Annotated in this window: 22 protein-coding genes; 13 read left to right on the top strand and 9 right to left on the bottom strand. The window is 63.2% G+C overall.

Going from position 1 to position 23,865, the window contains the following annotated elements:
- The first annotated feature begins 13 nt into the window (after window positions 1–13).
- The 6 genes from B0G80_RS28260 to B0G80_RS28235 all read left to right on the top strand — a co-directional run bounded on the left by B0G80_RS28260 (window position 14) and on the right by B0G80_RS28235 (window position 6,816).
- Entirely contained in the window at window positions 14–880 is an 867-nt protein-coding gene (locus B0G80_RS28260; protein WP_116121313.1) for a MerR family transcriptional regulator, read from the top strand.
- Window positions 881–1,200: 320 nt separating this feature from the next.
- Window positions 1,201–2,196: a sulfonate ABC transporter substrate-binding protein gene (locus tag B0G80_RS28255; RefSeq protein ID WP_116121312.1), complete on the top strand. Its 996-nt coding sequence runs from the start codon at window positions 1,201–1,203 to the stop codon at window positions 2,194–2,196.
- A gap of 123 nt (window positions 2,197–2,319) precedes the next feature.
- Window positions 2,320–3,921 (top strand): NAD(P)/FAD-dependent oxidoreductase, encoded by a 1,602-nt coding sequence (locus tag B0G80_RS28250; protein WP_116121311.1) that lies wholly within the window; start codon window positions 2,320–2,322, stop codon window positions 3,919–3,921.
- A gap of 62 nt (window positions 3,922–3,983) precedes the next feature.
- Window positions 3,984–4,892 carry an SDR family oxidoreductase gene (locus B0G80_RS28245; protein ID WP_116121310.1) on the top strand — a complete coding sequence of 303 codons (909 nt, stop codon included), beginning with the start codon at window positions 3,984–3,986 and terminating at the stop codon, window positions 4,890–4,892.
- A gap of 80 nt (window positions 4,893–4,972) precedes the next feature.
- Window positions 4,973–5,854, top strand: a complete 882-nt coding sequence (locus B0G80_RS28240) for a metal-dependent hydrolase (protein ID WP_116121309.1) — start codon at window positions 4,973–4,975, stop codon at window positions 5,852–5,854.
- On the top strand, window positions 5,851–6,816 hold the full coding sequence (locus B0G80_RS28235) for an alpha/beta fold hydrolase (protein ID WP_116121308.1): 966 nt from the start codon (window positions 5,851–5,853) through the stop codon (window positions 6,814–6,816). Before B0G80_RS28240 ends, B0G80_RS28235 begins: the two co-directional genes overlap by 4 nt.
- Here the strand turns inward: B0G80_RS28235 and B0G80_RS28230 are convergent.
- Window positions 6,791–7,345 carry a putative glycolipid-binding domain-containing protein gene (locus B0G80_RS28230; RefSeq protein ID WP_116121307.1) on the bottom strand — a complete coding sequence of 185 codons (555 nt, stop codon included), beginning with the start codon at window positions 7,343–7,345 and terminating at the stop codon, window positions 6,791–6,793. The two genes, B0G80_RS28235 and B0G80_RS28230, sit on opposite strands and share 26 nt — an antisense overlap.
- Before the next feature lie 254 nt (window positions 7,346–7,599).
- On the opposite strand from B0G80_RS28230, the gene B0G80_RS28225 reads away from it, so the two are divergent.
- From B0G80_RS28225 to B0G80_RS28210, 4 genes are all read left to right on the top strand, one after another.
- The gene (locus B0G80_RS28225; RefSeq protein WP_116121306.1) at window positions 7,600–8,553 is read left to right on the top strand and encodes an urea transporter; all 954 of its coding nucleotides are present in this window, start codon (window positions 7,600–7,602) and stop codon (window positions 8,551–8,553) included.
- Between the two features lie 81 nt (window positions 8,554–8,634).
- Window positions 8,635–9,411: a class II aldolase/adducin family protein gene (locus B0G80_RS28220; protein WP_116121305.1), complete on the top strand. Its 777-nt coding sequence runs from the start codon at window positions 8,635–8,637 to the stop codon at window positions 9,409–9,411.
- A 52-nt stretch (window positions 9,412–9,463) separates the two neighbouring features.
- Complete coding sequence (locus B0G80_RS28215; protein ID WP_106280598.1) at window positions 9,464–9,649, top strand: 4-oxalocrotonate tautomerase; 186 nt, start codon at window positions 9,464–9,466, stop codon at window positions 9,647–9,649.
- 112 nt (window positions 9,650–9,761) lie between these two features.
- Window positions 9,762–9,944, top strand: a complete 183-nt coding sequence (locus B0G80_RS28210) for a hypothetical protein (RefSeq protein ID WP_147309927.1) — start codon at window positions 9,762–9,764, stop codon at window positions 9,942–9,944.
- A gap of 53 nt (window positions 9,945–9,997) precedes the next feature.
- On the opposite strand, the gene B0G80_RS28205 is transcribed toward B0G80_RS28210, so the two are convergent.
- The 7 genes from B0G80_RS28205 to garD form a co-directional block, all read right to left on the bottom strand.
- Window positions 9,998–11,197 carry a porin gene (locus B0G80_RS28205; protein WP_106280594.1) on the bottom strand — a complete coding sequence of 400 codons (1,200 nt, stop codon included), beginning with the start codon at window positions 11,195–11,197 and terminating at the stop codon, window positions 9,998–10,000.
- A gap of 99 nt (window positions 11,198–11,296) precedes the next feature.
- Window positions 11,297–12,649 (bottom strand): TRAP transporter large permease, encoded by a 1,353-nt coding sequence (locus tag B0G80_RS28200; RefSeq protein WP_116121303.1) that lies wholly within the window; start codon window positions 12,647–12,649, stop codon window positions 11,297–11,299.
- Between the two features lie 7 nt (window positions 12,650–12,656).
- Window positions 12,657–13,136: a TRAP transporter small permease gene (locus tag B0G80_RS28195; RefSeq protein WP_106280592.1), complete on the bottom strand. Its 480-nt coding sequence runs from the start codon at window positions 13,134–13,136 to the stop codon at window positions 12,657–12,659.
- A gap of 158 nt (window positions 13,137–13,294) precedes the next feature.
- Window positions 13,295–14,287 carry a TRAP transporter substrate-binding protein gene (locus B0G80_RS28190; RefSeq protein WP_106280590.1) on the bottom strand — a complete coding sequence of 331 codons (993 nt, stop codon included), beginning with the start codon at window positions 14,285–14,287 and terminating at the stop codon, window positions 13,295–13,297.
- A 626-nt stretch (window positions 14,288–14,913) separates the two neighbouring features.
- Complete coding sequence (locus tag B0G80_RS28185) at window positions 14,914–15,843, bottom strand: SMP-30/gluconolactonase/LRE family protein (RefSeq protein ID WP_116121302.1); 930 nt, start codon at window positions 15,841–15,843, stop codon at window positions 14,914–14,916.
- On the bottom strand, window positions 15,840–16,682 hold the full coding sequence (locus tag B0G80_RS28180) for an NAD(P)-dependent oxidoreductase (RefSeq protein ID WP_116121301.1): 843 nt from the start codon (window positions 16,680–16,682) through the stop codon (window positions 15,840–15,842). Before B0G80_RS28180 ends, B0G80_RS28185 begins: the two co-directional genes overlap by 4 nt.
- Before the next feature lie 49 nt (window positions 16,683–16,731).
- Window positions 16,732–18,321 (bottom strand): galactarate dehydratase, encoded by a 1,590-nt coding sequence (gene garD / locus B0G80_RS28175; protein WP_106280585.1) that lies wholly within the window; start codon window positions 18,319–18,321, stop codon window positions 16,732–16,734.
- 226 nt (window positions 18,322–18,547) lie between these two features.
- Between garD and kdgD the strand changes: the two genes are divergently transcribed.
- The 3 genes from kdgD (at window position 18,548) to B0G80_RS28160 (ending at window position 21,986) form a co-directional block, all read left to right on the top strand.
- Window positions 18,548–19,465, top strand: coding sequence for a 5-dehydro-4-deoxyglucarate dehydratase (gene kdgD, locus B0G80_RS28170; protein ID WP_116121300.1), 918 nt, complete (start codon window positions 18,548–18,550; stop codon window positions 19,463–19,465).
- Between the two features lie 224 nt (window positions 19,466–19,689).
- Window positions 19,690–21,042, top strand: a complete 1,353-nt coding sequence (locus tag B0G80_RS28165; protein WP_116121299.1) for an MFS transporter — start codon at window positions 19,690–19,692, stop codon at window positions 21,040–21,042.
- A gap of 200 nt (window positions 21,043–21,242) precedes the next feature.
- Window positions 21,243–21,986, top strand: a complete 744-nt coding sequence (locus tag B0G80_RS28160; protein WP_106280579.1) for a FadR/GntR family transcriptional regulator — start codon at window positions 21,243–21,245, stop codon at window positions 21,984–21,986.
- A 99-nt stretch (window positions 21,987–22,085) separates the two neighbouring features.
- On the opposite strand, the gene B0G80_RS28155 is transcribed toward B0G80_RS28160, so the two are convergent.
- Window positions 22,086–23,669, bottom strand: coding sequence for an aldehyde dehydrogenase (NADP(+)) (locus B0G80_RS28155; RefSeq protein ID WP_116121298.1), 1,584 nt, complete (start codon window positions 23,667–23,669; stop codon window positions 22,086–22,088).
- Window positions 23,670–23,865: the final 196 nt, after the last annotated feature.

Below are 23,865 nucleotides of genomic sequence, written 5' to 3'. Positions count from 1 at the left end.
TAAAATCCCTCTCATGCCCAACACCCCGCCTCCTGTCCCACCGTTGTCCGCCGACGCGCACGAAGCGGCCGGCGCCACGCCGCGCAACGAATACACCGTCGACGAACTCGCGCGCGTCACCGACACCACCGTGCGCAATGTGCGCGCCTATCAGGATCGGGGCCTGCTCGCGCCGCCGGAAAAACGCGGCCGCGTCGGCGTGTACGACGACACGCACGCTTCGCGTCTGAGGCTGATCAACCATCTGCTCGCGCGCGGCTATACGCTCGCGAACATCCAGGACCTGATCATGGCCGTCGACGAAGGCCACGATCTGCGCTCCATCCTCGGCCTGGAAACGGCGATCGGCGGGCGCTGGTCGCGCGAGCGGCCGAAAAAATACTCGCTGCTCGAACTGCTACACATGTTCGGCGACAAGGCTTCGCCGAGCGCGCTCGGCAAGGCGGTCGACCTCGGTCTGCTGGAGCGCGACGGCCTCTCGTTCGTGTCGGGCAGCCCGACGGCGCTGGCCGCCGGCGCGACCATGGCGAAGGAAGGCATTCCGCTTGCCGATCTGCTCGACGCGGTAGGCATCGCGCGGCCGCATTTCAACGCGGTCGCTAAAGCGCTCGTCGATCTGGTGGTCCGCCAACTGGACCGCTACGACGCCGACGCGCTGCCGCCGCCCGCCGACGTGCCGGCTCTCGTCGACGCGATCTGGCGCCTGCGGCCGCTCGCGATGGTGCTGGTGGAAAGCGAAATGAACCGGGCGCTGGAAGAAGCCTCGGGCGACTACCTCGGCGACCGTGTCGCGGCCATCATGGAAAAGAAACTGGGGCATCCTGCGGAAGGCGCTGCGAGCGCTGCGGGCACGACAAAGAAGCTCAAAACAAAGAAGTAGTCTGCACGCGCGGTCTCGCTCTCGCCTTCGCGTCCGCCTGCGCCCGCGTACTACCCTTCGCCTTCACTCGTGCTTATACGCACGCCCGCTTGCGCGGGCTCGCTGGACGCGCCGAGACCGCGCATGTTCCGGCCCGCGTCATATTCAAATCTGCATTGCTTCGTTTGAACCGCGCGAGCTCCATGCGACGATCCCCGAACGTCGCCGCAACGCGTTTTTTGCCGCATCCGCGAGTCCGCGCCATGCTTTTAGCGGACCGAACGATGCCCGCAGACAACCCGCGGCGGCCACACCAATCGAACGCTATGGAGATTCGCAGGATGGTCCGTCACGCCCGTTATTCGCTTCAACTCGCCGCCGCCTTGCTCGCGGCCTTCACCACCTTGAACGCCACCGCGCAGACCGGCGGCAACGGCAGCGAGCCGGCCAAGGTACTGCGCATCGGCTATCAGAAATCGGGGCTGCTCGCGATTCTCAAGGCGCAAGGCTCGCTCGACGAAAAACTCAAACCGCTCGGCTACAGCATCAAGTGGTTCGAATTCCCCGCCGGACCGCAACTGCTCGAAGCGTTGAACGCGAACAGCATCGACTTCGGCTACACGGGCGCGCCGCCGCCGGTGTTTGCTCAAGCCGGCGGCGTGCGCTTCGTGTACGTCGGCGCCGAGCCTTCGGGACGCCACGCCGAAGCGATCCTCGTCAAAGGCGACTCGCCGCTGCGTAGCGTGGCCGATCTGAAAGGCAAACGCGTCGCGCTGCAAAAAGGCTCCAGCTCCAACTATCTGATACTCGAAGCGCTCAAGAAAGCGGGCCTGCGCTACGAGGATATTCGCCCGGTGTACCTGCCGCCCGCCGACGCGCGCGCCGCCTTCGAGAGCGGCAGCGTCGATGCATGGGTGATCTGGGATCCGTACTACGCGTCCGCGCAGCAGGCGTTGAAAGCGCGCACGCTGGCCGACTACACCGAACTCAACGCCCCGTACAACTTCTATGAAGCGACGCGCGACTTCGCGCAGCAGCATCCCGACGTGATCGGCGCGATTCTCGGACAGTTGCGCACTGCCGGGCTGTGGGTCAACGCGCACCCGGTGGAAACCGCCGCGCTCATCGCGCCGAAGGTCGGCCTCGATCAGAAGCTGGTCGAAATATGGGTGCGCCGCTATCCGTATGGCACGACCGCCGTCACGGACGAGATCGTGCGTTCGCAGCAGAACGTCGCCGATGCGTTCTACGGCGCCAATCTGATCCCGGCGAAGATCATCGTCAAAGACAGCGTCTGGCAAAACCGCGAAATCACGTCGGCACTGGCCGCAAAGTAGCCCGGCGGCGGGCCTCCGCGCCTAGAGGCGGGCGTCTAACCGTCAACTTGCGTCATCCGTTACCAGCCTCTATTGTTACATCAACCAATGTAACAGTTTATAAGGTAAAAGGAGACGGATCGGATGAACGCACGCACGATGCTCCACGACGCCGCGGCGCCCGAAGCGTTAGCGCCTATCGAAACCGACATCGCCATCATCGGGACCGGATTCGCGGGCCTCGGCATGGCGATCCGCCTGCGCCAGTCCGGCGTCACGGACTTCATGGTTGCCGAAAAGGCCGATTCGGTCGGCGGCACGTGGCGCGACAACCATTACCCCGGTTGCGCATGCGACGTCCAATCCCACGTCTACTCGTTCTCCTTTGCCCCGAATCCGCGCTGGACCCGCATGTTCGCGCGCCAGCCGGAAATCCGCGCTTACCTCGAAGACTGCACGCAGCGCTTCGGCGTCGAGCGGCATCTGCGTTTCGGCCATGAGCTGGCCAGCGCGATCTACGACGAAGCGCGCCACCGCTGGCAACTGACCTTTGCGAACGGCCGGCAATGGTCGGCACGCGTGCTGATTTCGGCTATGGGCGGCCTGTCGCGTGCGGCCGTGCCGAATATTCTCGGCCTCGAAAAATTCAGGGGCAAGACCTTCCACTCGCAGCAGTGGGATCACAGCTATTCGCTCGAAGGCAAACGCGTCGCCGTGATCGGCACGGGGGCGAGCGCGATCCAGTTCGTTCCGCAGATCGCGCCGCGCGTCGCGCATCTCGACCTGTTCCAGCGCACGCCGCCGTGGATCATGCCGAAGGCCGACCGCGCCGTCAGACCGCTGGAGCGATGGCTGTTCAAACACCTGCCGTTCACGCAGAAGATCATGCGCTCGGCACTCTACTGCATGCTCGAATCCCGCGCCCTGGGTTTCGCGACTCATCCGTCGCTGATGAAGACCGCGCAGAAAGCCGCCGAGCGGCATCTGCGCCGCCAGGTGCGCGATCCGCAATTGCGCGCCGCGCTCACGCCGAATTACACAATGGGCTGCAAGCGCGTGCTGATTTCGAACGATTACTTCCCCGCGCTGTCACGCCAGAACGTTTCGGTGACGACCGCCGGCATCGCGCGCATCGAGGAAGACGCGGTCGTCACCAGCGACGGCGCGCGTCATCGCGCCGACTGCCTGATCTTCGGCACCGGCTTCCAGGTGGCCGACCCGTTTCCGCGCGGCGTGGTGCGCGGGCGCGGCGGCGTCGATATTGTCGATACGTGGCGCGACGGCGCGCATGCTTACCTTGGTACGACATTGCCTGGTTATCCAAACTTCTTCATGGTGGTTGGACCGAACACAGGTCTCGGCCACAACTCGATGGTGTTCATGATCGAGTCGCAGGTCGAGTACATCCTGCGCGCGCTGAAGACGATGCATGCTGAACGCGCCGACGCCATCGAAGTGCGTCCGCAAGTGGAGCGCGCGTACAACGAGCAGATCCAGCAGAAGCTCGGCCGCGCGATCTGGTCCACGGGTGGCTGCAAGAGCTGGTATCTCGATCCGTCGACCGGCAAGAACACGACGCTGTGGCCGGGATTTGCCTACAAATTCCGCCAGGCCACCAGCACCTTCAGCATGGCCGATTACCTCGCGTATTCGCCCGCGCCGCATGTGGCGAGCGTGCCACCGGGGTCAGCGCACGGCACGCATGCTCATGGCGGCGCTGCTTCCGCACCTGTGGAAGCAGCCTGACCGCACATAAAAGACAACGACAACGAAAAAGGCACCGTTCAGGGAGAACCGGAGATAAACCAATGAAAAACTTTACCGACAAAGTCGCCGCGATCACCGGCGCAGGCTCGGGCATGGGCCGCTCGCTCGCGATTCAACTGGCGCGCGAAGGCTGCCACCTCGCGCTCGCCGACCGCAATGCGGCGAGCCTCGCCGAAACCGCACAGCTTGCGCAAGCCGCGGCACCGCGGATCGTCGGTTCGCCGTTGCGCATCACCACCCACGTGCTCGATGTTGCCGAGCGCGCCGCGATGTTCGACTGGGCCGCCGAAACGGCCGCGCAGCATCAGGGCGTCAATCTCGTGTTCAACAACGCGGGCGTCGCGCTGTCGAGCACGATCGAAGGGATGGATTACGCGGATCTGGAGTGGATCGTCGGTATCAACTTCTGGGGCGTGGTGCACGGCACGAAAGCATTTCTGCCGTACATCAAGGCCTCCGGTGACGGCCATATTGTCAATACGTCGAGCGTGTTCGGGTTGTTTTCGCAGCCCGGCATGAGCGGGTACAACGCGACCAAATTCGCCGTGCGCGGCTTTACCGAAGCGCTGCGTCAGGAACTCGACCTGATGAAGTGCGGTGTCTCGGCGACCTGCGTGCATCCGGGCGGCATCCGCACGAGCATCGCGCAATCGAGCCGCATCGCAACGAACATGGTCGGCTTCATGCTGGAAACCGAACAGCAAGGCAAGGACGACTTCGAAAAGTTTTTCATCACCAGCGCCGACGAAGCCGCGCGCGTGATTCTCGACGGCGTGCGCAGAAACAGGCGGCGCGTGCTGATCGGACGCGACGCGCGAGCCGCCGACTGGCTGGCGCGCACGCTGCCGGCCGCCTATCAGGCACTCGTGGTGATGCAAACGCGCCGCATGAAACGCATCGCCGAAAAACGCGCGCGGCGCGCCGCGCAGATGGACGGCAAGCGCGCCTGATGCGCCGGACTTCTTTGCCGGGCCACGTACGTCATTCGATCACGATCAGCAATTCATCGAGAATCACAAGGAGAAACGCCATGATGCCGATTCGCCGCGACCTCCGTTTCAACTTGCCGCCGGAACGTGCCTGCGATTGGCACGTGCAGGGCTCGCATGTGACACACTTCTTCAACGCGCTTTCGCTGCTGTTTCCGGCCGGCGAGCGTTTTTTCATGGACAGCGTGCGCAACTACCGCGATCAGATCGACGACCCTGTGCTGAAGAAGCAGGTGCTCGGCTTCATCGGCCAGGAAGCCATGCATACGCGCGAGCACGTCGAATACAACGATCTGCTGCAGGCAGCCGGCCTGCCCGCGCACAAGCTCGACAAACGGCTGTGGGCGATTCTCAACTTCGGCCGCAAAGTCCTGCCGCATTCTTACCAGCTCGCCGTCACCGTCTGCCTCGAACACTACACGGCGATGCTGGCCGGCCTGCTGCTGGAAGACGCGTCGCGCATCGGCGGCTCGGTGGAAGGCTATACGCAGATGTGGACCTGGCATGCGCTCGAGGAAACCGAGCACAAGTCCGTTTCCTACGACGTATGGAACGCCGTGCTCAAACCCGGGCTCGGCCGCTATCTGCTGCGCACCGGCACCATGCTCGCCACAACGCTGACGTTCTGGCTGATCGTGTTCGACTATCACGTGCGGTTGCTCATCGCCGATCGCAAACGCGGCGGTCATCTACGCGGCATGTGGCGCGTCGTGAAATATCTGTATGGCCCACGTCATGGTGTGTTTCCGCGCATCGCAGGTGAATGGCTGAGCTTTTTCCGGCCCGGCTTCCATCCGTGGGATCACGACAACCGTGTGCAACTGGCCCGCATCGAGGGTCTCGTCGCCGCGGTCGATGCCGCCAATGCGCTCACGCCGAGCGCCCGCAAGGCCGCGCGGCGCGGTGTGCAGGCGGCCACGTGATACGCGACACGCTGTCGGTCGAGGCCGGCGACGTGCGGCTCACGGTGTACGTGAGCGGACCGCGCGACGCGCCGCCAATCGTGCTGGTGCACGGTTATCCCGACTCGGCGGCCGTGTGGGAACCGGTGCGCGCGCATCTGGACGCGCGCTACCGTGTGATTGCCTACGACGTGCGCGGCGCCGGCGCCTCCGAAGCGCCGGCCACGCGCCACGCTTACCGGCTCGAACGCCTCGCCGCCGACCTTGCGGCGGTCGCCGACGCGACCTGCGGCGCGCGGCCGTTCCACCTGGTCGGCCACGACTGGGGCTCGATTCAAAGCTGGGAAGCCGTGACGGACCCGGCGTTCAAAGGACGCATCGCTTCGTACACGTCGATCTCAGGGCCGTGTCTCGATCACGCGTCTTTCGCCTTGCGCGGCGAGAGCGAGAGTGAGCGCGACCGCGCCGCTCGAACCGCACAGCCGACAACGAAACGCCCGGTCGGCAGCGGCGTCCGGCAAACGCTCAAGTCCTGGTACATCTTCTTCTTTCATTTGCCGTGGTTGCCCGAACTCGTGTGGCGCGTGGGCGCCGCACGCCTGTGGCCGTTGTGGCTGCGCGTGACGGAACACGTGCGCCCCGCGCCCGATCCGGCGCAGCTGCGCAACGCGCTCAACGGCCTGAATCTGTACCGCGCCAATTTCATCGACAAGCTGCTGCGCCCGCGCGCGCGTCATGCTCACGCGCCGGTGCAATTCATCGTGCCGCTGCGTGACCGCTACGTCGGCCCGGCGCTCTCGCTTGGGCTGGAGGGCTGGCTCGGTGCGTATGAGCGCAATGAGATCGATGCCGGCCATTGGGTCGCGCTGCGCGAACCCGACCGGATCGCGGCGAGTATCGAACGCTTCGTGGAGCGGCATCGCGCGGACCATGGCGGCTGGGCTGCGCCGTCTACACTCAACGCCCGCGCGGCAGGCGTGTGAAGAGCGTCGGATAATCGATCACGAGGCCGTCGTCGTCGACCTTCATATCTGCCGTGAAGTTGCGGAAGATGCCCTCGTAGCGATACTCGCGATGCAACTCGATGCATGAGTACGCCTGTTCGACACGGGTGACCTGCAAATCGGGCGTTGATATATACGCCACCGAAATGGGTTGACGCTCGCCTTCGGCCAGTTGCAAGCGACGGATCGGCAGCGTGTTGGTGAACGGCGTAGCGGCGATATCGATGTCGATGCAGCCCTCGATCGCGCTCAGCGCGAGGCCGTGTCCGTCGTGCCAATGGCCCGCGCCATCGCCATGCAACTCTAGCTCGCCGCCGCCGACGATCTTCAGCCACGCGTAGTGTGTGCGCCAGTGCGAGTCGCAGCGCACCTTGTAATGTAGGCCATACGACTTTCCGTAACGCTGGCCGACCACGACGCTTTCCACCGCGAAGCCGTCCTCGTGCGCGTCGAACGCCAGATGTTCGATGCCGTCGCCCTCTTCCGATGCCCACCGTAATTCACGCATCTGCCTGTCTCCTCTCTGGACGGCGCGACCGGGTTCTGCCGGGCTGCGCCGGGTTCATATCGTAGCGCGAAAACTTTTGTTGCGGCGACGCATGGCATGGCGGGCAGGTGTCGCAAATAGCCACTATCAACGCACGCGATGCCTAGCGCGGCGCGGCTGGCCTATGCTCGCGGTTCGCAGTCCTCCGAGCCCGACGCGCGCCGACGCCCGGACGGCGGGATTGCGCAACATTGAAAACACACTGCCTTCCCATCATGCCCTCCGTCGCGACCGAAGCTCGATCCGCCGCCTTGCGCACGTTGTTGCGCAGCCTCGGCCAGATCGTGCTGCAACCGAACGCCTTCACTGGCGCGTGCCTGCTCGCCGCATGGCTGCTCTACGACCCGCGCCTCGCCTGCGCGGCACTGATGGGCGCAGTCGCGGCCAACGTGAGCGCGGTATTGGCCGGCTACCGCGAGGACGATACGCGCGCCGGGCTGCACGGTTTCAACGGCGCGCTGGCGGGGCTGGCCGCCTTCAACTTCATCGCCGACAATGCGACAGCGGGCGCGGTGGCGATTCTCGCCGCCACCTGCACGGCGTGGCTGTTAGCGCCGTGGTCGCGCTGGCTGCGTGAGCGCGGACTGGGCTTTTTTTCGAGCCCGTGCCTGATCGTCACGTGGCTTTGGCTGCCGATGATCACCGTCAACGCGCCGCCGGTCACCGCAAGCCCGGCGCACGTGACGAGCGCGACGAACGTGACCCAATGGGGCGGCGGCTTGCTCGCCGGTTTCGCCCAAACCGGTTTTGCGTCCGACGCGTTGCCCGGTTTGCTCGTGTTGCTCGGGATTGCGGCGGCGTCGCGCAGGCATGCGCTGCGGGCGCTGATCGGCGCGGCGCTCGCCAGCGCCGCGCACCTGCTGTCCGGCGCAACGATAGCGTCGTTCGACGCCGGCCTGTTAGGATTCAACGGCGTGCTGACCGCGCTCGCGCTAGCCGACTGCCACCTCGTCACGATGCTCGGCGGCGTGGCCTTGTCGAGCGTGCTGCAAGCGGCGGCGGCATACTTCGGCTGGCCGGTCATGACCGCGCCCTTCGTCCTCGCGACGTGGAGCGTGCAGTGGCTCACACGGCGCCTCGGGCATGGCGTGGCCACCGTCGAAGCCGTGCAACCTGTGGACACCACACGCCGCGCGACGACGCGGATTCCGGCCAGGCGCGCGAGCTAGTCAGGTCACGAAGTCTCGCCAAGCGCCACGCGCACGCACGCGTTGCGGCGATCGAGCAATTTCCGGATTCAGGAGACAGACATGTCATTCACCCACACCCCTGCCGGCCACGTCGCGGAGACGGGACCATTGTCCGACGCGGAGCGCCAGACCCGCGTCGACCTGGCCGCGGCCTACCGGCTCGTGGCGCTCAACGGTTGGGACGATCTGATCTACACGCATATCTCGGCAAGTGTTCCGGGCGAGCCCGGCCACTTTCTGATCAACCCGTTCGGCCTCGCCTTCGATGAAGTGCGCGCCTCGAATCTCGTGAAGATCGATATTGCAGGTAACGTTGTCGGCGCGAGCGAACATGCGGTGAATGCGACCGGCTTCGCGCTGCACGCGGCGGTCCACGCGGCACGCGCCGATGCCTTCTGCGTGATGCATCTGCACAATACGGCGGGCGTGGCGGTCTCGGCGCAACCGGCCGGCCTGCTGCCCGCCTCGCAACACGCTCTGCGCTTTTACGGCCAACTCGCGTACCACGATTACGAAGGCCTCGCGTTTTCGCCGGCGGAAGGCGAGCGCCTCGTCGCGCATCTCGCCGACAAGCCCGCCATGCTGTTGCGCAATCACGGCACGCTGACCACCGGCCGCACGGTCGCCGAAGCCTATGTGCTGATGGCAACGCTGCTCAAGGCATGCGAGATCCAGTTACAGGCCCAGGCGTGCGGCGCGCAACTCGTGGTGCCGGGCGATGCGGTCGCCGCACGCACGGCGGAACAACTGTACGATGGCGGCGCCATTGAGGGTTTGCTCGAATGGCCCGCCTTGCTGCGCAAACTCGACCGCCTCGATACCAGCTATCGCGATTGAAATTGCGCTGCGCTCATTCCAACCCCACTCTCATGCTTAACGGAGTAACCCCATGCCCACGTTTCATATCGAACTCTTCGAAGGCCGCTCGGTGGAACAGAAACGCCAGTTCGTCGAAGCCATCACCAAGGCGACGTGCGAATCGCTAGGCGTCGAACCGAACTCGGTGGATATCATTCTGACCGACGTGAAACGCGAAAACTGGGCAACGGCTGGGCGTTTGTGGTCCGACGCGTGAGCGTGTGAAACGCGCGGCTTGCCAGCCTACGGCCGCTGCTCGAAGCGGCCTTTCGTAGGCGATCGCGGCCGAACTGAATACAACGGAAATGGCGCGCGCGGCGTCGCGAAGCATGCGCGCTGCCACCGTGGCGATGCTGAAAACGGCTGCGGACGCGAAGATGGCCGATTTGCCGGTGCTAACGTTTTCCTGGCTGACCGCGCTGATCGGGCCGGCTCGCGCAATGCTCGAAGACCGGGTGCCAGAGATGCTGCGCGCCTTGCGCGCGCAGCTTGTGATGCTCGGCGAAGCGTAATTTAAACGCGTCGCCGTGGCGGTGTTACAACACACCGCCACGAACTTACACCATCAGAACTTGTGGATGATGCCCACGCCGGCAGCAAACTGGCTGCGTGACGAGGACGGCGCGCTGTTCTGGCCGTCGCCGACACTGGCCGTCGCGTTGATGATGCTCACGCCGTTCGTGCCCAGGGTCTGACCGCCTGCGCGTTGATACGCCTCGAGCGCATACAGGCCGGTGCGCTTGGAGAGGCTGTAGTACTGCGAGAGGTTGAACTGCTGGTAGCTGGCCGAGCTCGTGATGCCGTTCGCTTTGGTAGCACGCGTATAGCTGTAGCCCGCAGCCAGGTCGAGTGCCGTCAAAGGCTTGAAGTGCAGCACGGCGCCGCCCGTGTTGAAGATCGCCGTGGTGTGGAACGGTGAATTGATACCCGGAATGTATTGCACGTTCGAGTACGAGAACGACACGTCCCACTGCGGGGAAAAGGCATAGCCGCCCGTTACCGCCACGCGCTGCTGTGCCTGGGCGCGCTGATAGCCGTTGTTGATAGCCGACACACCCGCCTGGGCGCCGTTGTTCGACGTCGTGGAGTCAGGGCCCCATGCGCCGCCACCCGGCGTCGAGTTGTTGATGCGCTGGAAGCCCGCCGCGATGCCGAACGGACCGTTCAGGTACTGCAACGCCGCGCTCCACGTCGAACCGGCGTTGAAGCTGCCCGGCACGCCGCCCAGCGCATACGAGCCGCTCGCCGTCAGGCCATACAGGCTCGGCGACGTGTACACCAGCGAGTTGTTCACACGGTACAGCGTATCCAGCGAGTCGATATCGCCCGGGTGCGCGCCGTATGCGCCCGTCAGCCATGTGGTCGGGCTGTACGGCGAGAGCATCGTATAGTACGACGTATATTGGCGGCCGGCCGTGAAGGTACCGTAGCTGGCATTCGACACGCCGACATAAGCCTGGCGATTGAACCCGAGGCCGGAGACCGACTGCGCGCCGGTGGCGCTGTTAAAGCCCTCTTCCAACTGGAAGATCGCCTTCGTGCCGCCGCCCAGGTCCTCGGCGCCCTTCAGGCCGAAACGGCTGCCGGCCCAGATGCCGTTGACCATCTTCACGTTCGAACGGCCGCCGCTGGTCGAACCGAGCGTCGTCTGGCTGCTCTGATAGCCGATACCCGTATCGACGATCCCGTACAGCGTCACGCTGCTCTGAGCGTGCGCGCCGAGGGCGACCAAGCCAAGCGCCGAAGTTGCCAATGCCTTTTTCATTTCTGCTCCTCTTTAAAAAATTATTCTTTCGTTGCGGCACGCTTCAAGTGCCGCCGAGTGTGGATATTGTTCGAATGCCCCGGTGTTAACTAAGGGATTTCAAAATACCGGGTGACCGTTGATCAGGCTGGGCAACCATGTCGAGAACATCGGTACGTAAGTCACGATGTTGATCGCGCTGAAGATAGCCAGGTAATAAGGCCACGCCACCTTGGTAGTTTCACCAATCGACACATTGCCAATCGCGCACCCGATAAATTGCACCGAGCCGATCGGCGGATGCACCAGGCCCAATGCGCAATTCAGCAGGATCATGATCCCGAACTGCACGGGGCCGACGCCGGCGTGCATCGCCATCGGCAGGAACAGCGGCGTGGTGATCAGGATGTGCGCCGCCATGTCGACGAACGTGCCGAGGAAAATCTGGATCAGGTTGATGTACAGCAGCATCAACCACGGCAGGCTGGTCGCGCCGTCGAGCATGTGTTCGATCGCATCCGGAATCTCCAGATAAGCCATCTGATAACGCAGCATGTTCGACACGCCGATCAGCAGCAGCACCACGCCGGTGGTCTTGGCCGCCTTGGAGAGCGCGCGGAACAGCTTCTTCATCGTCATGGAGCGATACACGACGATTGTCAGCACCAGCGAATAAAACACGGCGATAGCGGCGGCTTCCGTCGCTGTAGCAATGCCCTTCGCCACGCAAACCAGAATGATCGCGATCACCATCAAGCCGGGCAACGCGCCGAGGAACGTGCGGGCCACGGCGTACCAGCCGGGGAATTTCTGCAACTCCGTCGAACCGTCGGCACGACGCGGATAACCGTATTTGACTGCTTGCCAGTATGCGGCGATCAGCACGAAACCCATCACCCACAACACCGGCAGCAGACCGGAAAACAACAGATCGCCGATCGACACGCCGCTCATGGGGTGTCCATTCAACGTGCCGGTGATGCCCTGGGCCGCGAATGCATAGATGATCATGTTGGTCGACGTCGGCATCAGCGCGCCCGCCAGCGACGAGTGAGTCGTCACGTTGACCGCGTAGGCCGCGCTATAGCCTTCACGCTTCATCAACGGAATCACCACGCCGCCCATGGCCGACGTATCCGCCGAGGGCGAGCCGGAGACGCCGCCGAACAGCGTGCATGCCACCACGTTGGCCATGCCGAGGCCGCCGCGGAAATGCCCGACCGTGGCTTGCGCGAAACGCAGGATGCGGTCCGCGATTCCACCGTGCAGCATCAGCTCACCGGACAGAATGAAGAACGGCACCGCGAGAAACGAGAAGCCGTTGATGCCCGAGATCATCGACTGCATGGCGGTGGCCGCCGGCAAGCCTTCGTATAGATAAGTCAGGACACACGCGAGCCCGAGCCCGAAAGAAACAGGAACGCCGAGGAGGAGGAAAACAAGAAAACTGACGGAGAGGATGGCAAGTTCCATGATTGCTCTATTTTTGTTTCGGTGCGAAAAGCGCGAGCAGGTTCTCAATCGAGAACATTGCAATGCAGACGCTGGCAATAACCGGAATGCAGTAACGCAACGATTCAGGCAAACCGATAATGGGAATCCGGTCTTCAGCGGTGGCCTCGACCATCTGCAGACAGCCGAAGAAAACCATCACCGCAAACACAATCAGGCAAATATGTTGAAACGACGTGGCGATGAGCTGCCCTTTCGGCGGCAATTTCTTCACGAGCGAATCGAGACCGATATGGCCGCCTTCGCGCACCTTGAGCGCGGCGCCGAACATGGCGATCACGATCACCAGCAAAAGCGCGATGGGCTCGACGAAATCCGGTGCATCGCTGAAGACGTAGCGCATCACGACGCTGTAGATCACCAGCAGGCTCAGCACGGCGAGACTCAGCGACGCCACGATAACCAGCGCACGGAATAGAAAATCATTTGGGCGCTTCATGAATCTCATTGGACCCGTCCTTGCATTCGACCGACCTGTCTTTTTCTTTAATATTCAGCAATCTGCTCGATTTTTCAGTTCAGAAAGCGCACAGCGGCAAGGCCTGCGAAATCTTCTCGAAGGCCCTTCACGACTTCACCGCTGGATAGCTTCCGTTCAGGCGAACCTTATTTGACTGCCTGGATCTCGTCGACGAGCTGCTTCATTTGCGGGGTCTTTTCGTACTTTGCCCACACAGGCTGCATCACCTTGACGAACGCGGCACGATCGATCTGCGTCGAAGCGACGATGGTCGCGCCGCCCTTCGTGACCGTCTTGCTCGCGTCGGCTTCGCGCGCGGTCCACAGCTTCTGGTAGTACGGCACCGAGTCCGCCGCGGCCTTCTTGATGATGTCCTGCTCTTGCGGCGTCAGCGTGTCCCACACTTTCTTCGAGAACACCAGCACTTCCGGCGTCATCGAATGCTGGGTTTCGGAGTAGACCGGCGCCACTTCGAAGTGCTTGGTTTCCTCGTACGACGGCAGGTTGTTTTCAGCGGCATCCACCAGACCCGTCTTCAGGCCCGTATAGACTTCGGCGAACGGCATCGGCGTGGGCGTGCCGCCCATTGCGCGGATTTCGTCGACCATCAGATCGGACGGCTGCACGCGGACCTTGAGGCCCTTCATGTCAGCCGGCGTGTGAATCGGCTTCTTCGTGTAGATGGAGCGCGCGCCGCTCTCGTAGAACGTCAGCGCGATCATGCCCTTCGCCTTGAAGGCGTCGAGAATCTTCTGGCCTTCCGGGCCGTACATCACTTTGCGGAAATGGTCGATATCGCGGAACAGGAACGGCAGCGACGGGATCATCGATTCGGGCACGATCTCGTTGAACGCGGCACCGTTGGCGCGCGCCATGTCCAGCGCGCCGATACGCACCTGATCGATCGTGTCGTTTTCGGAGCCCAGCGCGCTATTGCCGAAGACCTTCACGGAATCCTTGCCGCCGGTTGCCTTGTTGATCTGTTCCCCCATGTATTTCACGGCCATGTTGGTCGGGTACGTGTCGCCGTGCACATCGGACACGCGGAACACACGCGCTTGTGCCGACACCGTGCTGAAGGCCAGCACCGAAGCTGCGACGATCAGCGAAACACGGGAAGAGGCAAACTTCTTGTTCATCGTGAAATTCCTTGAAAAATTGACCATCCAATCGATTGCGGAAGGCCCGCTTGCGGGTGCTACCCGCGGATGCGACATGGTTTGCTGCGTCTCCCGGCTCGGCGCTCGCCACGGTATGCGGTCACTCACGCGTTGCCATGCTGGTCTGTGCAACGTCCCCGGCGCAGATGCTCAGCACTCCTGTCAGCCAACTCGACTCTTTTACTTTTGCTTCAACTGCATCGGCTTGCGTCTCGTGTGCGAGTAGTCGCGCACGTCGACGCCGCCTCCTTCACACCGAAAATTCGAAATTCAAAGAAAGGAATTTGTTTGGGCTTATATGTTGTACGACGACATATGAAGTCTATAAAACGAGGTTTGAGTTGTACAGACGGTATTTACCCGCACCAGGAAGGCGTCCGGCACGCATGACCGATCGACCACGCGGCGAGTCCATGCGCCGGTGGACACGGCGCTGGAGGGGTAAAACCGGGATGCCTTGGACGCGCTGTTTTTATCGCAAAAATGTGACAACAGCGTAGCCTTTACACCACAATGTTGTACGACGACCTATGAATGTTGAGCACATAAACAAAGGGCGCCGGACATGCGCAACATGTCCGGCGCCCTTTTCTCACACGCTCCGCTTACAGTTCGCCGGCAAACTCCGGCTCTGGCAGCCCGGTTACGCCAGGACGCACGGCGAACAGATGGCCGTCGTGCTCGCTCGCGTTCGCAGCGGGACGAATCGACGTGACGAACAGCGTATCCAGATCGCGCCCACCGAATGCGCACATGGACGGCTTGATGGCCGGCACCGCAATCTGCTGGTCCAGCTTGCCTGCGGGTGTGAAGCGCAGCAGCAGGCCCGCGTCGTTCGCACAGATCCAGTAGCAGCCGTCGGCGTCCACCGCGGCGCCATCGGGACGGCCCGCATGGTGATTCAGGTCGGCAAACACGCGGCGGTTGCGCGGCTCGCCAGTTTCGATGTCGTAATCGAATGCCCATATTTGCCTGCGCAACGGGTGCGAGTCCGACAGATACATCGTCGTGCCATCCGGCGACCACGCGAGGCCGTTCTGCGTGATGAGCCCTTCGACGACCGGCGCGGACAGCACGCCACGTTCATCGAATCGATACAGCGCACCGGCCGGCTTGGCCGCCGCCATATCCTGCACCATCGTGCCGGCCCAGAAGCGTCCTTGCCGGTCGCAACGGCCGTCGTTGAAACGCATGTCGTCGCAAGCGAAGGCCGGCGCGGCGAGCTTGCGTCCTGTCACCTGCACGGGTTCGCCGCTGGCCGAGGACTCAGTCAGCTTGACCGCGAACAGCCCGGTCTCGCAGCCGGCCAGCACCGTACCCCGATAATCGAACGCGATGCACGCGACTTTCTCCGGCAGCAGCCATTCAGAGCGCTCGCCCGAATCGATCCGCAAGCGCGCGATCTTCCGCGCCGGAATATCCACCCAGTACAGCGCTTGCTCGTTAGCACGCCACACCGGACTCTCGCCGACCGAAGCCGGCGCCTGCCCCCCCGCCTCGACCCGCTCCACGCGCGGGTTCGCCGCGGCGCTCACCGCTTCGGCTCCATCGGACCGGCGAGCACGAACGGGCCGCCCTGGAAACGCTGCGTCGGGTCGTCGAGATCGGCAGTGGGCGCCGTGACCGGAAATAGATGCTCGAATTCCACCGAACTGTCCTGCGGACGAAAACCGAGGAACGCGGCCTTGGTGTTGTCCACCCACTTGGTCCGGTTATCCGACACACCGTAGACGATCGCGTGACCCACGCGGTTGGTGAACAGCGAGCAGCGCACCAGTTCGATGAGGTCGCGAAAGCTCAGATAGGTCACGAGCATGCGCGGATTCTTCGGCTGCTCGAACGATGAACCGATCCGCAGACACACCGTTTCCAGACCGAAGCGATCGAAATAGTAACGCGACAGCGATTCGCCGAAGCACTTCGTCACGCCGTACAGGCTATCGGGACGCAGCGGCGCGTCGATATCCACCACTTCCGTCACCGGATGAAAACCCACCGCGTGATTCGAGCTTGCATACACGATGCGCTTCACGCCCTGCTTCTGCGCCGCCGAATAGAGGTTGTACAGGCCACGGATATTCGCTTCGAGCAGATCTTCGAACGGCGCTTCGACGGAAATGCCGCCGAGGTGAACCACCGCGTCCACGCCTTCGAGCAGCGCGTGAACCGCGGCTTCGTCGGCGATATCGACGATCGAGGCTTCTTCATGGGCCGCCACGTCGCCGAGCGGCGCGATATCCGTGACGCGCACGATATCGGCCCACGCGGCGAGCGCGCCGCGCAATTGCTTGCCGAGGTTGCCCGCCGCGCCAGTGAGCAGCAGACGACGGAAGGGTTTCTGTGCCGCGCCGCGGTCAAGGTTCGAGTCAGTCATGTTTCTATTGGTGTAAGTGTGATCGGATCGAGCAAGGCAGCCGGATCAATCAGGTCACCGGCGCCGGATTGAACAGCGTCAACGCATTGTGGAGCTTGAGCTTTTCAGCGCAGGTCTCCTTGCGACCGCTGGCGACGTCGAGCATCAGGCGGAACAGTTCCCAGCCCACCTCTTCGATCGTCGCCGCGCCGGTCGCGATCGTACCGGCGTTGATGTCCATCAGGTCATGCCAGCGGCGCGCCAGATCCGAGCGCGTCGCGACCTTGATAACGGGCACTTCGGCGAGGCTGTACGGCGTGCCGCGGCCGGTGGTGAACACGTGCAGGTTGATGCCCGCCGCGACCTGCAGCGTACCGCAGATAAAGTCGCTAGCCGGCGTAGCCGCGTAAATCAGGCCTTTCTGTTTGACCTTCTCGCCCGGCGACAACACGCCGGAAATCGCCGAGTTGCCCGACTTGATGATCGACCCCATCGCCTTTTCGACGATGTTCGACAAGCCGCCTTTCTTGTTGCCCGGCGTGGTGTTGGCGCTGCGGTCCGCGCCGCCGCGCTTCAGATAATCGTCGTACCACTGCATTTCGCGGATGATCGCCGCGGCGACCTCCGGGTTGGCCGCGCGCGCCGTCAGTTGATCGACGCCGTCGCGCACTTCGGTGACTTCGGAGAACATGACCGTGGCGCCGGCTCGCACGAGCAAATCGGTCGCGTAACCCACCGCGGGATTCGCGGTGAGACCGGAGAACGCATCGCTGCCGCCGCACTGCACGCCGATCACGAGATCAGACGCGGGACACGTCTCGCGGCGGCGATTGTTCAAACGCTTCAGATGACCGTCGGCCATTCGCATGATCGACTCGATCATCGACTGGAAGCCGACGTGCGATTCATCCTGCAGCACGACGACGTCGCCATTCAGATCCGCCTCGATATCGCCGATGTCCGCGACCTCGGCCACGTTCGCGGCCGCGGCGATCGGAATCGTGCCGGGCGGCATCAGGCGCTCGGGCTGCAGCTTCTCGCAACCAAGGCTGACCATCATCACCTCGCCGCCGAAATTCGGATTCAGGCTGATGTTGCGCACGGTGCGAATCGGCACCATCGCGTCGGGCGCGTCGATCGCGACGCCGCAGCCGTAGGTGTGGCCGAGGCTCACCACGTCGTCGACATTCGGATAGTTCGGCAGCAGCTCGGCCTTGATGCGCGCCACCGCGTGTTGAACCACGTCGGCCACGCATTGCACCGTAGTCGTGATGGCGAGAATGTTGCGCGAACCGACCGAGCCGTCCGCGTTGCGATAGCCCTCGAACGTGTAGCCCTCGAGCGGCGGCATCTCCGGCGCCTTGATCGTGGCTATCGGCAGGTCTTCCAGTCCGGGCGGGCTCGGCATGCGAATCACGTGTTCGTTGATCCAGCTGCCTTTCGGCAGCGCCTTCAGCGCATAGCCGATCACCACGTTATAGCGGATGACCTCGTCGCCCTCGGCCAGGTCGGCCAGCGCGACCTTGTGGCCCTGCGGCACACGCTCGCGCAGCGCCAGACCATCGGGGAAGACGGCGCCCTCACCCAGGCCGCCGTCGTTGACGACGATCGCGACGTTGTCGTTGGGGTGAACGCGAATGTAGAGCGGAGATTGTTCCATTGCCTCGATCCTTATGGCGGCGTACGCCTGCTGCGCCAAACTATTCATACGTCATCCTATAACATGAAAGATTGCGCGGACGTTCCGTATTTACCCTAGGGCAGGTATTATGCCGTGAAAACACCGTTGAGTTAGCCGATTTGTTGTTGTACGATGACGTATAAGAAATCTCAATTCCTACTTAATTGAGCTACCACGAACCTTTCCGACGCTCTGGACACTTATCATGACGACACCGCAGGAACTGAAGCAGATCGTTTCCGAAGGCCTCCTGTCCTTCCCGGTCACCGACTTCGACGAACAAGGCGATTTCCGCGCCGATACCTATGCTGAGCGCCTCGAATGGCTCGCGCCTTACGGCGCTTCGGCGCTGTTCGTCGCCGGCGGCACGGGTGAGTTCTTCTCGCTGACGCACACCGACTATTCGAACGTCGTGAAAACGGCCACCGAAGTCTGCAAAGGCAAGGTGCCGATTCTGGCCGGCGCGGGCGGCCCGACGCGCGTCGCGATCGCCTACGCACAGGAAGCCGAGCGTCATGGCGCGAACGGCATTCTGTTGATGCCGCATTATCTGACGGAAGCCTGCCAGGAAGGCATCGCCGCGCACGCCGAAGAAGTTTGCAAGTCCGTGCCGAACATGGGCGTGATCATCTACAACCGCGCGAATTCCAAGCTTAACGCCGATATGCTCGAAGGTCTGGCCGAGCGCTGCCCGAACCTGATCGGCTTCAAGGACGGCGTGGGCGAGATCGAGAACATGGTGTCGATCCGCCGCCGTCTCGGCGAGCGCTTCTCGTATCTCGGCGGCCTGCCGACCGCTGAAGTCTATGCCGCGGCGTACAAGGCGCTGGGCGTGCCGGTGTACTCGTCGGCGGTGTTCAACTTCATTCCGAAGACCGCGATGGACTTCTACCGCGCGATCGCCGCAGACGACCACGCGACCGTCGGCAAGCTGATCGACGAGTTCTTCCTGCCGTATCTGGCGATCCGCAACCGCCGCGCAGGCTACGCGGTCAGCATCGTCAAGGCCGGCGCGAAGCTGGTCGGCCACAGCGCCGGCCCGGTCCGCGCACCGCTGACCGATCTGACGGAAGAAGAAATGAGCAAGCTGGACGCGCTCATCAAGTCGCTCGGCCCGCAGTAATCGGATTGGCGTAACCGGATTGACGTAACCGCGGCAGTCGACACCCGGCCGCCGCGCGAACGATGACCGCATAAACGGCACCGCAAAGAGCGCCCGGGACGGCAACGTCGCCGGGCCTTTTTGTACCGCCACATGAGCACGTATCGACAGGCCTGCGGCTGCATAGTGCGGTCTCGCTGCCAGGGAGAAGCCGCTCCCGTGCATAAGAAATTCAGGAGATGACCATGGAAATGAGCCGCACCGCGAGTGCCGCCCACGTCGCAAAGCGCACCCGAGTCCGCTACGCAATCCTGTTGCTGATCTTTCTGATCACAACCTTCAACTATGCGGACCGCGCCACGCTGTCGGTGACCGGCTCGGCCATGCGCGCCGAGTTCGGCTTCGACGCGATCCGCATGGGCTACATTTTCTCGGCGTTCAGTTGGGCCTACGTGCTGTCGCAACTGCCGGCCGGCTGGTTGCTGGATCGCTTCGGCGCGCGGCGCGTTTACGCGGCGAGTATTTTCTTCTGGTCGCTCTTCACTTTGCTGCAAAGTTCGATCGGTCTGCTGGGCAGCGCGGCAGCCGCCGTCACCGCGCTGTTCGCGCTGCGCTTCGCGATGGGCGCGGCCGAATCGCCGGCGTTTCCCGCCAATGCGAAAGTGGTGGCGAGCTGGTTCCCGACCAACGAACGCGGCACGGCGTCGGCCATTTTCAATTCGGCGCAATACTTCGCCGCCGTGGTGTTCACACCGCTGATGGCGTGGCTCACGCACGCGTTCGGCTGGCACATGGTCTATGTCGTCATGGGCGTGATGGGACTTCTGCTCGCGCTCACGTGGCTGAAGGTGATGAAGAATCCCGCCGATCATCCGCGGGTTTCGCGTTCAGAACTGGAGTACATCGAGCAAGGCGGCGGCGTGATCAACGGCCAGAAGACAACCCGCCCGGCCGGCAGGATCGAGCACACCGGCGGCTGGTCTCTGGTTCGCCAACTGCTCAGCAACCGTATGCTGCTGGGCGTCTATCTCGCGCAGTACTGCATCAACGTGCTGACCTACTTCTTCCTAACCTGGTTTCCGATCTACCTCGTGCAGGCGCGCGGCATGACGATTCTGCAAGCGGGTCTGGTCGCCTCGCTGCCGGCGATCTGCGGATTCTCCGGCGGTGTGCTCGGCGGCATTCTCTCCGACGGGCTGATCCGCCGCGGTCATTCGCTGACCGTCGCGCGCAAGGTGCCGATTGTCGGGGGCATGCTGCTGTCGGTGAGCATCATCGGCTGCAATTATGTGTCGACCGACTGGGTCGTCGTCGCGCTCATGTCGCTTGCGTTCTTCGGTAAAGGCATCGGCGCGCTCGGCTGGGCGGTCGTCGCCGATACATCGCCGCGGGAAGCGCTCGGTCTCTCGGGCGCGATCTTCAATATGTTCGGCAACGTCGCCGGTATCGTGACGCCGATCGTGATCGGCTATCTCGTGGCGAAGACCGGCTCGTTCAACGGCGCGCTGGTGTTCGTGGGCATCAACGCCCTGCTCACGGTGTTCAGCTATCTCGTCATCGTGAAAGACATCAAGCGGGTCGAACTGCGGCCGAGCTGATCGCGTAGCGGTTATCGTACTTCCCTGCGGACGGCGAAATGAGCGTTGCGGCAGGGTAAAACGCAGACGGGAAAGGATTCCGGCGCGGTATCGGACGCCGGTCCGAAAAATGACATGGCGTGGTTATAATCAGTCGTCAGACGACGGTATAATGAAACGCATGAAGTGTCTGCAACTATCTGATTCAAGGGGCGTTTTCGATGGCTACACCACTGGCATCCGCGGCACCGCCACGACGCGCGCGTAATCTTGCCGAGTTCGTCGTCAGCTACGTCACCGAGCAAATTGCGTCCAACGCCTTGAAGCCCGGCGACAAACTGCCGACCGAATCGCAACTCATGGTCACGCTGAGCGTGAGCCGCACCGTGATTCGCGAGGCGATTTCGCGTTTGCAGGCGGGCAAGATCATCGAGACGCGGCACGGCATCGGCAGCTTCGTGCTCGAGCCGCAGCGCGAAAAGCTGGGCATCGATATGGTCCCCGCCACCACCTTGCGCGACGTGTTGTCCATCCTCGAACTGCGCATCAGTCTGGAAACGGAGTGCGCGGGTCTCGCGGCCCAGCGCGCCAAGCCGGACGACCTCGCCCGCATGCGCACCGCGCTCGACGCGATCGAAGCTACGCGCCACAACGGGCTGGACAGCGTGGACGCCGATCTGCAGTTTCATATCTCGGTGGCGCGCGCCACCGGCAACCGCTATTTCGTCGACATCCTCACGCAAATGGGCAGCGCGCTGATTCCGCGCAACCGGCTCGATTCGGCGGGCATTGCGCGCGCGGAGCCGGATGCGTATCTGTCACTCGTCAACCTCGAGCACGAAAGCATTCTCGAAGCGATCTCGCGACATGATGCAGAAGGCGCGCGCGCGGCGATGCGAATGCATCTGTCCAATAGCCGCGAGCGCTTGCGGCGGGCGAATGAAGCTGCTGAGGCGAATAGCTGATTAACCTTGCCGTTGAATCGGGTTCGCCAAAGCGGACGCAATAAAAATATGGCCGGGATATCCCGGCCATATTTTTTACTTCACTTAATCACCCGCCAATTAGCTGCGCGTGATCTCGCCATCGCGACGGCGCCACAGATCCAGCGGGTTGTTGTCAGCCAGCGCTTCCGGCAACAGATCGGCCGGGAAATCCTGATAGCACACCGGACGCAGGAAACGCTCGATCGACGTCGTGCCCACCGACGTCGCGCGGCTATCGGACGTAGCCGGGAACGGGCCGCCGTGCACCATCGCGTGCGACACCTCGACGCCCGTCGGGAAACCGTTCACCAGAATCCGCCCGGCCTTGCGTTCGAGAATCGGCACCAGCTTTTTCGCCGACGCCAGATCGGCGCTGTCCATCTGCACCGTCGCCGTCAACTGGCCGTCGAAGTACTCGGCGACCGCCAGCATTTCCTGTTCGTCCTTGCAACGCACGATAGTGGACGCCGGGCCGAACACTTCGTCTTCCAGCGCCGGCGTGGCGAGGAACGTCTGCGCATCGGTCACGAACAGCGCCGCGCGTGCCTGGGTCGGGCCGGTCGTATCGACACCGCGAGCCACGGCTTCAACGCCCTTGATCGCGGCCAGCTTGCCCTCGCCTTCCTCATAGGCCGCGCAGATGCCCGACGTCAGCATGGTCTGCGCGGGCTTGCCGCTCAGCGCGTCGGACGCCGTTGCGACGAACGTCTTGAGCGCGTCGCTGTCGACGGCAATCGCGAGGCCCGGATTGGTACAGAACTGACCGGCGCCAAGCACGAGCGAATCGACGAAGCCGCGCGCGATGCTCTCGCCGCGCGCCGACAGCGCATTCGACAGCAGAAACACGGGGTTGATGCTGCTCATTTCCGCATAGACCGGAATCGGCTCGGCACGCGCCGCCGCGACGCGCATCAGCGAGGTGCCGCCCGCGCGCGAACCGGTGAAGCCGACCGCCTTGATCGCCGGATGCGCGACCAGCGCCTCGCCGACGGAATTGCCCGCGCCGACGATCATCGAGAACACGCCCTCAGGCAAGTCCATTTCCTGCGCGACCCGCTGGATCACGCGGCCGACCATCTCCGAGGTGCCGAGGTGAGCGCGGTGCGCCTTCACCACCACCGGGCAGCCGGCCGCGAGCGCGGCCGCCGTGTCGCCGCCCGCCACCGAAAACGCGAGCGGGAAATTGCTGGCGCCGAACACCGCGACCGGGCCGAGCGGAATCTTCTGCATGCGCAGGTCCGAGCGCGGCAACGGCTTGCGTTCCGGCAGCGGCGAATCGAGCGTGGCGGCGAGCCACTGGCCGGCGCGCACGACTTGCGCAAACAGCTTGAGCTGGCCAGTGGTTCGGCCGCGTTCGCCTTCGAGACGCGCCTTCGGCAGACCCGATTCCTGGTGCGCCCGTTCGATCAGCGCATCGCCCAGCGCCGTGATGCCGTCGGCGACACGCTCGAGGAACTCCGCGCGCACCGTGAGCGGCAGTTGGCGGTACGGATCGAATGCTTGCTGCGCCAACTCACACGCCTGTCCGACGAGCGCCGCCGAGCCGCTGCCGAAAACCGGCTCCGCGATATCGGATCCCGTGGCAGGATTGAACGCATGCAATGGTTTTTCCTCGCCGCGCACCGCTTTGCGGCCGATCAGCATTTCGCCGGTAATTGTCATTTGCTTTCCTTGAGTGAAGGCCTAAGATATAGGTCATCCTACAACATTGTGAGGCGTGCGCGCAACCTGAAACGCTTGCCTGGCGAGGAATTCGGGTTAACGTGACCGTTACAATCGGCGAGGCCGGTGCTACCCTGCAACCAAGACATACGACGACCTATAACCCGTGTTGAGCCGTCTTCGGAGCTTGCCCGAT

The organism is Paraburkholderia sp. BL6669N2 (genome assembly GCF_003387275.1).
Classification (GTDB): domain Bacteria; phylum Pseudomonadota; class Gammaproteobacteria; order Burkholderiales; family Burkholderiaceae; genus Paraburkholderia.
This window is presented reverse-complemented; position numbering and strand designations above follow the sequence as displayed.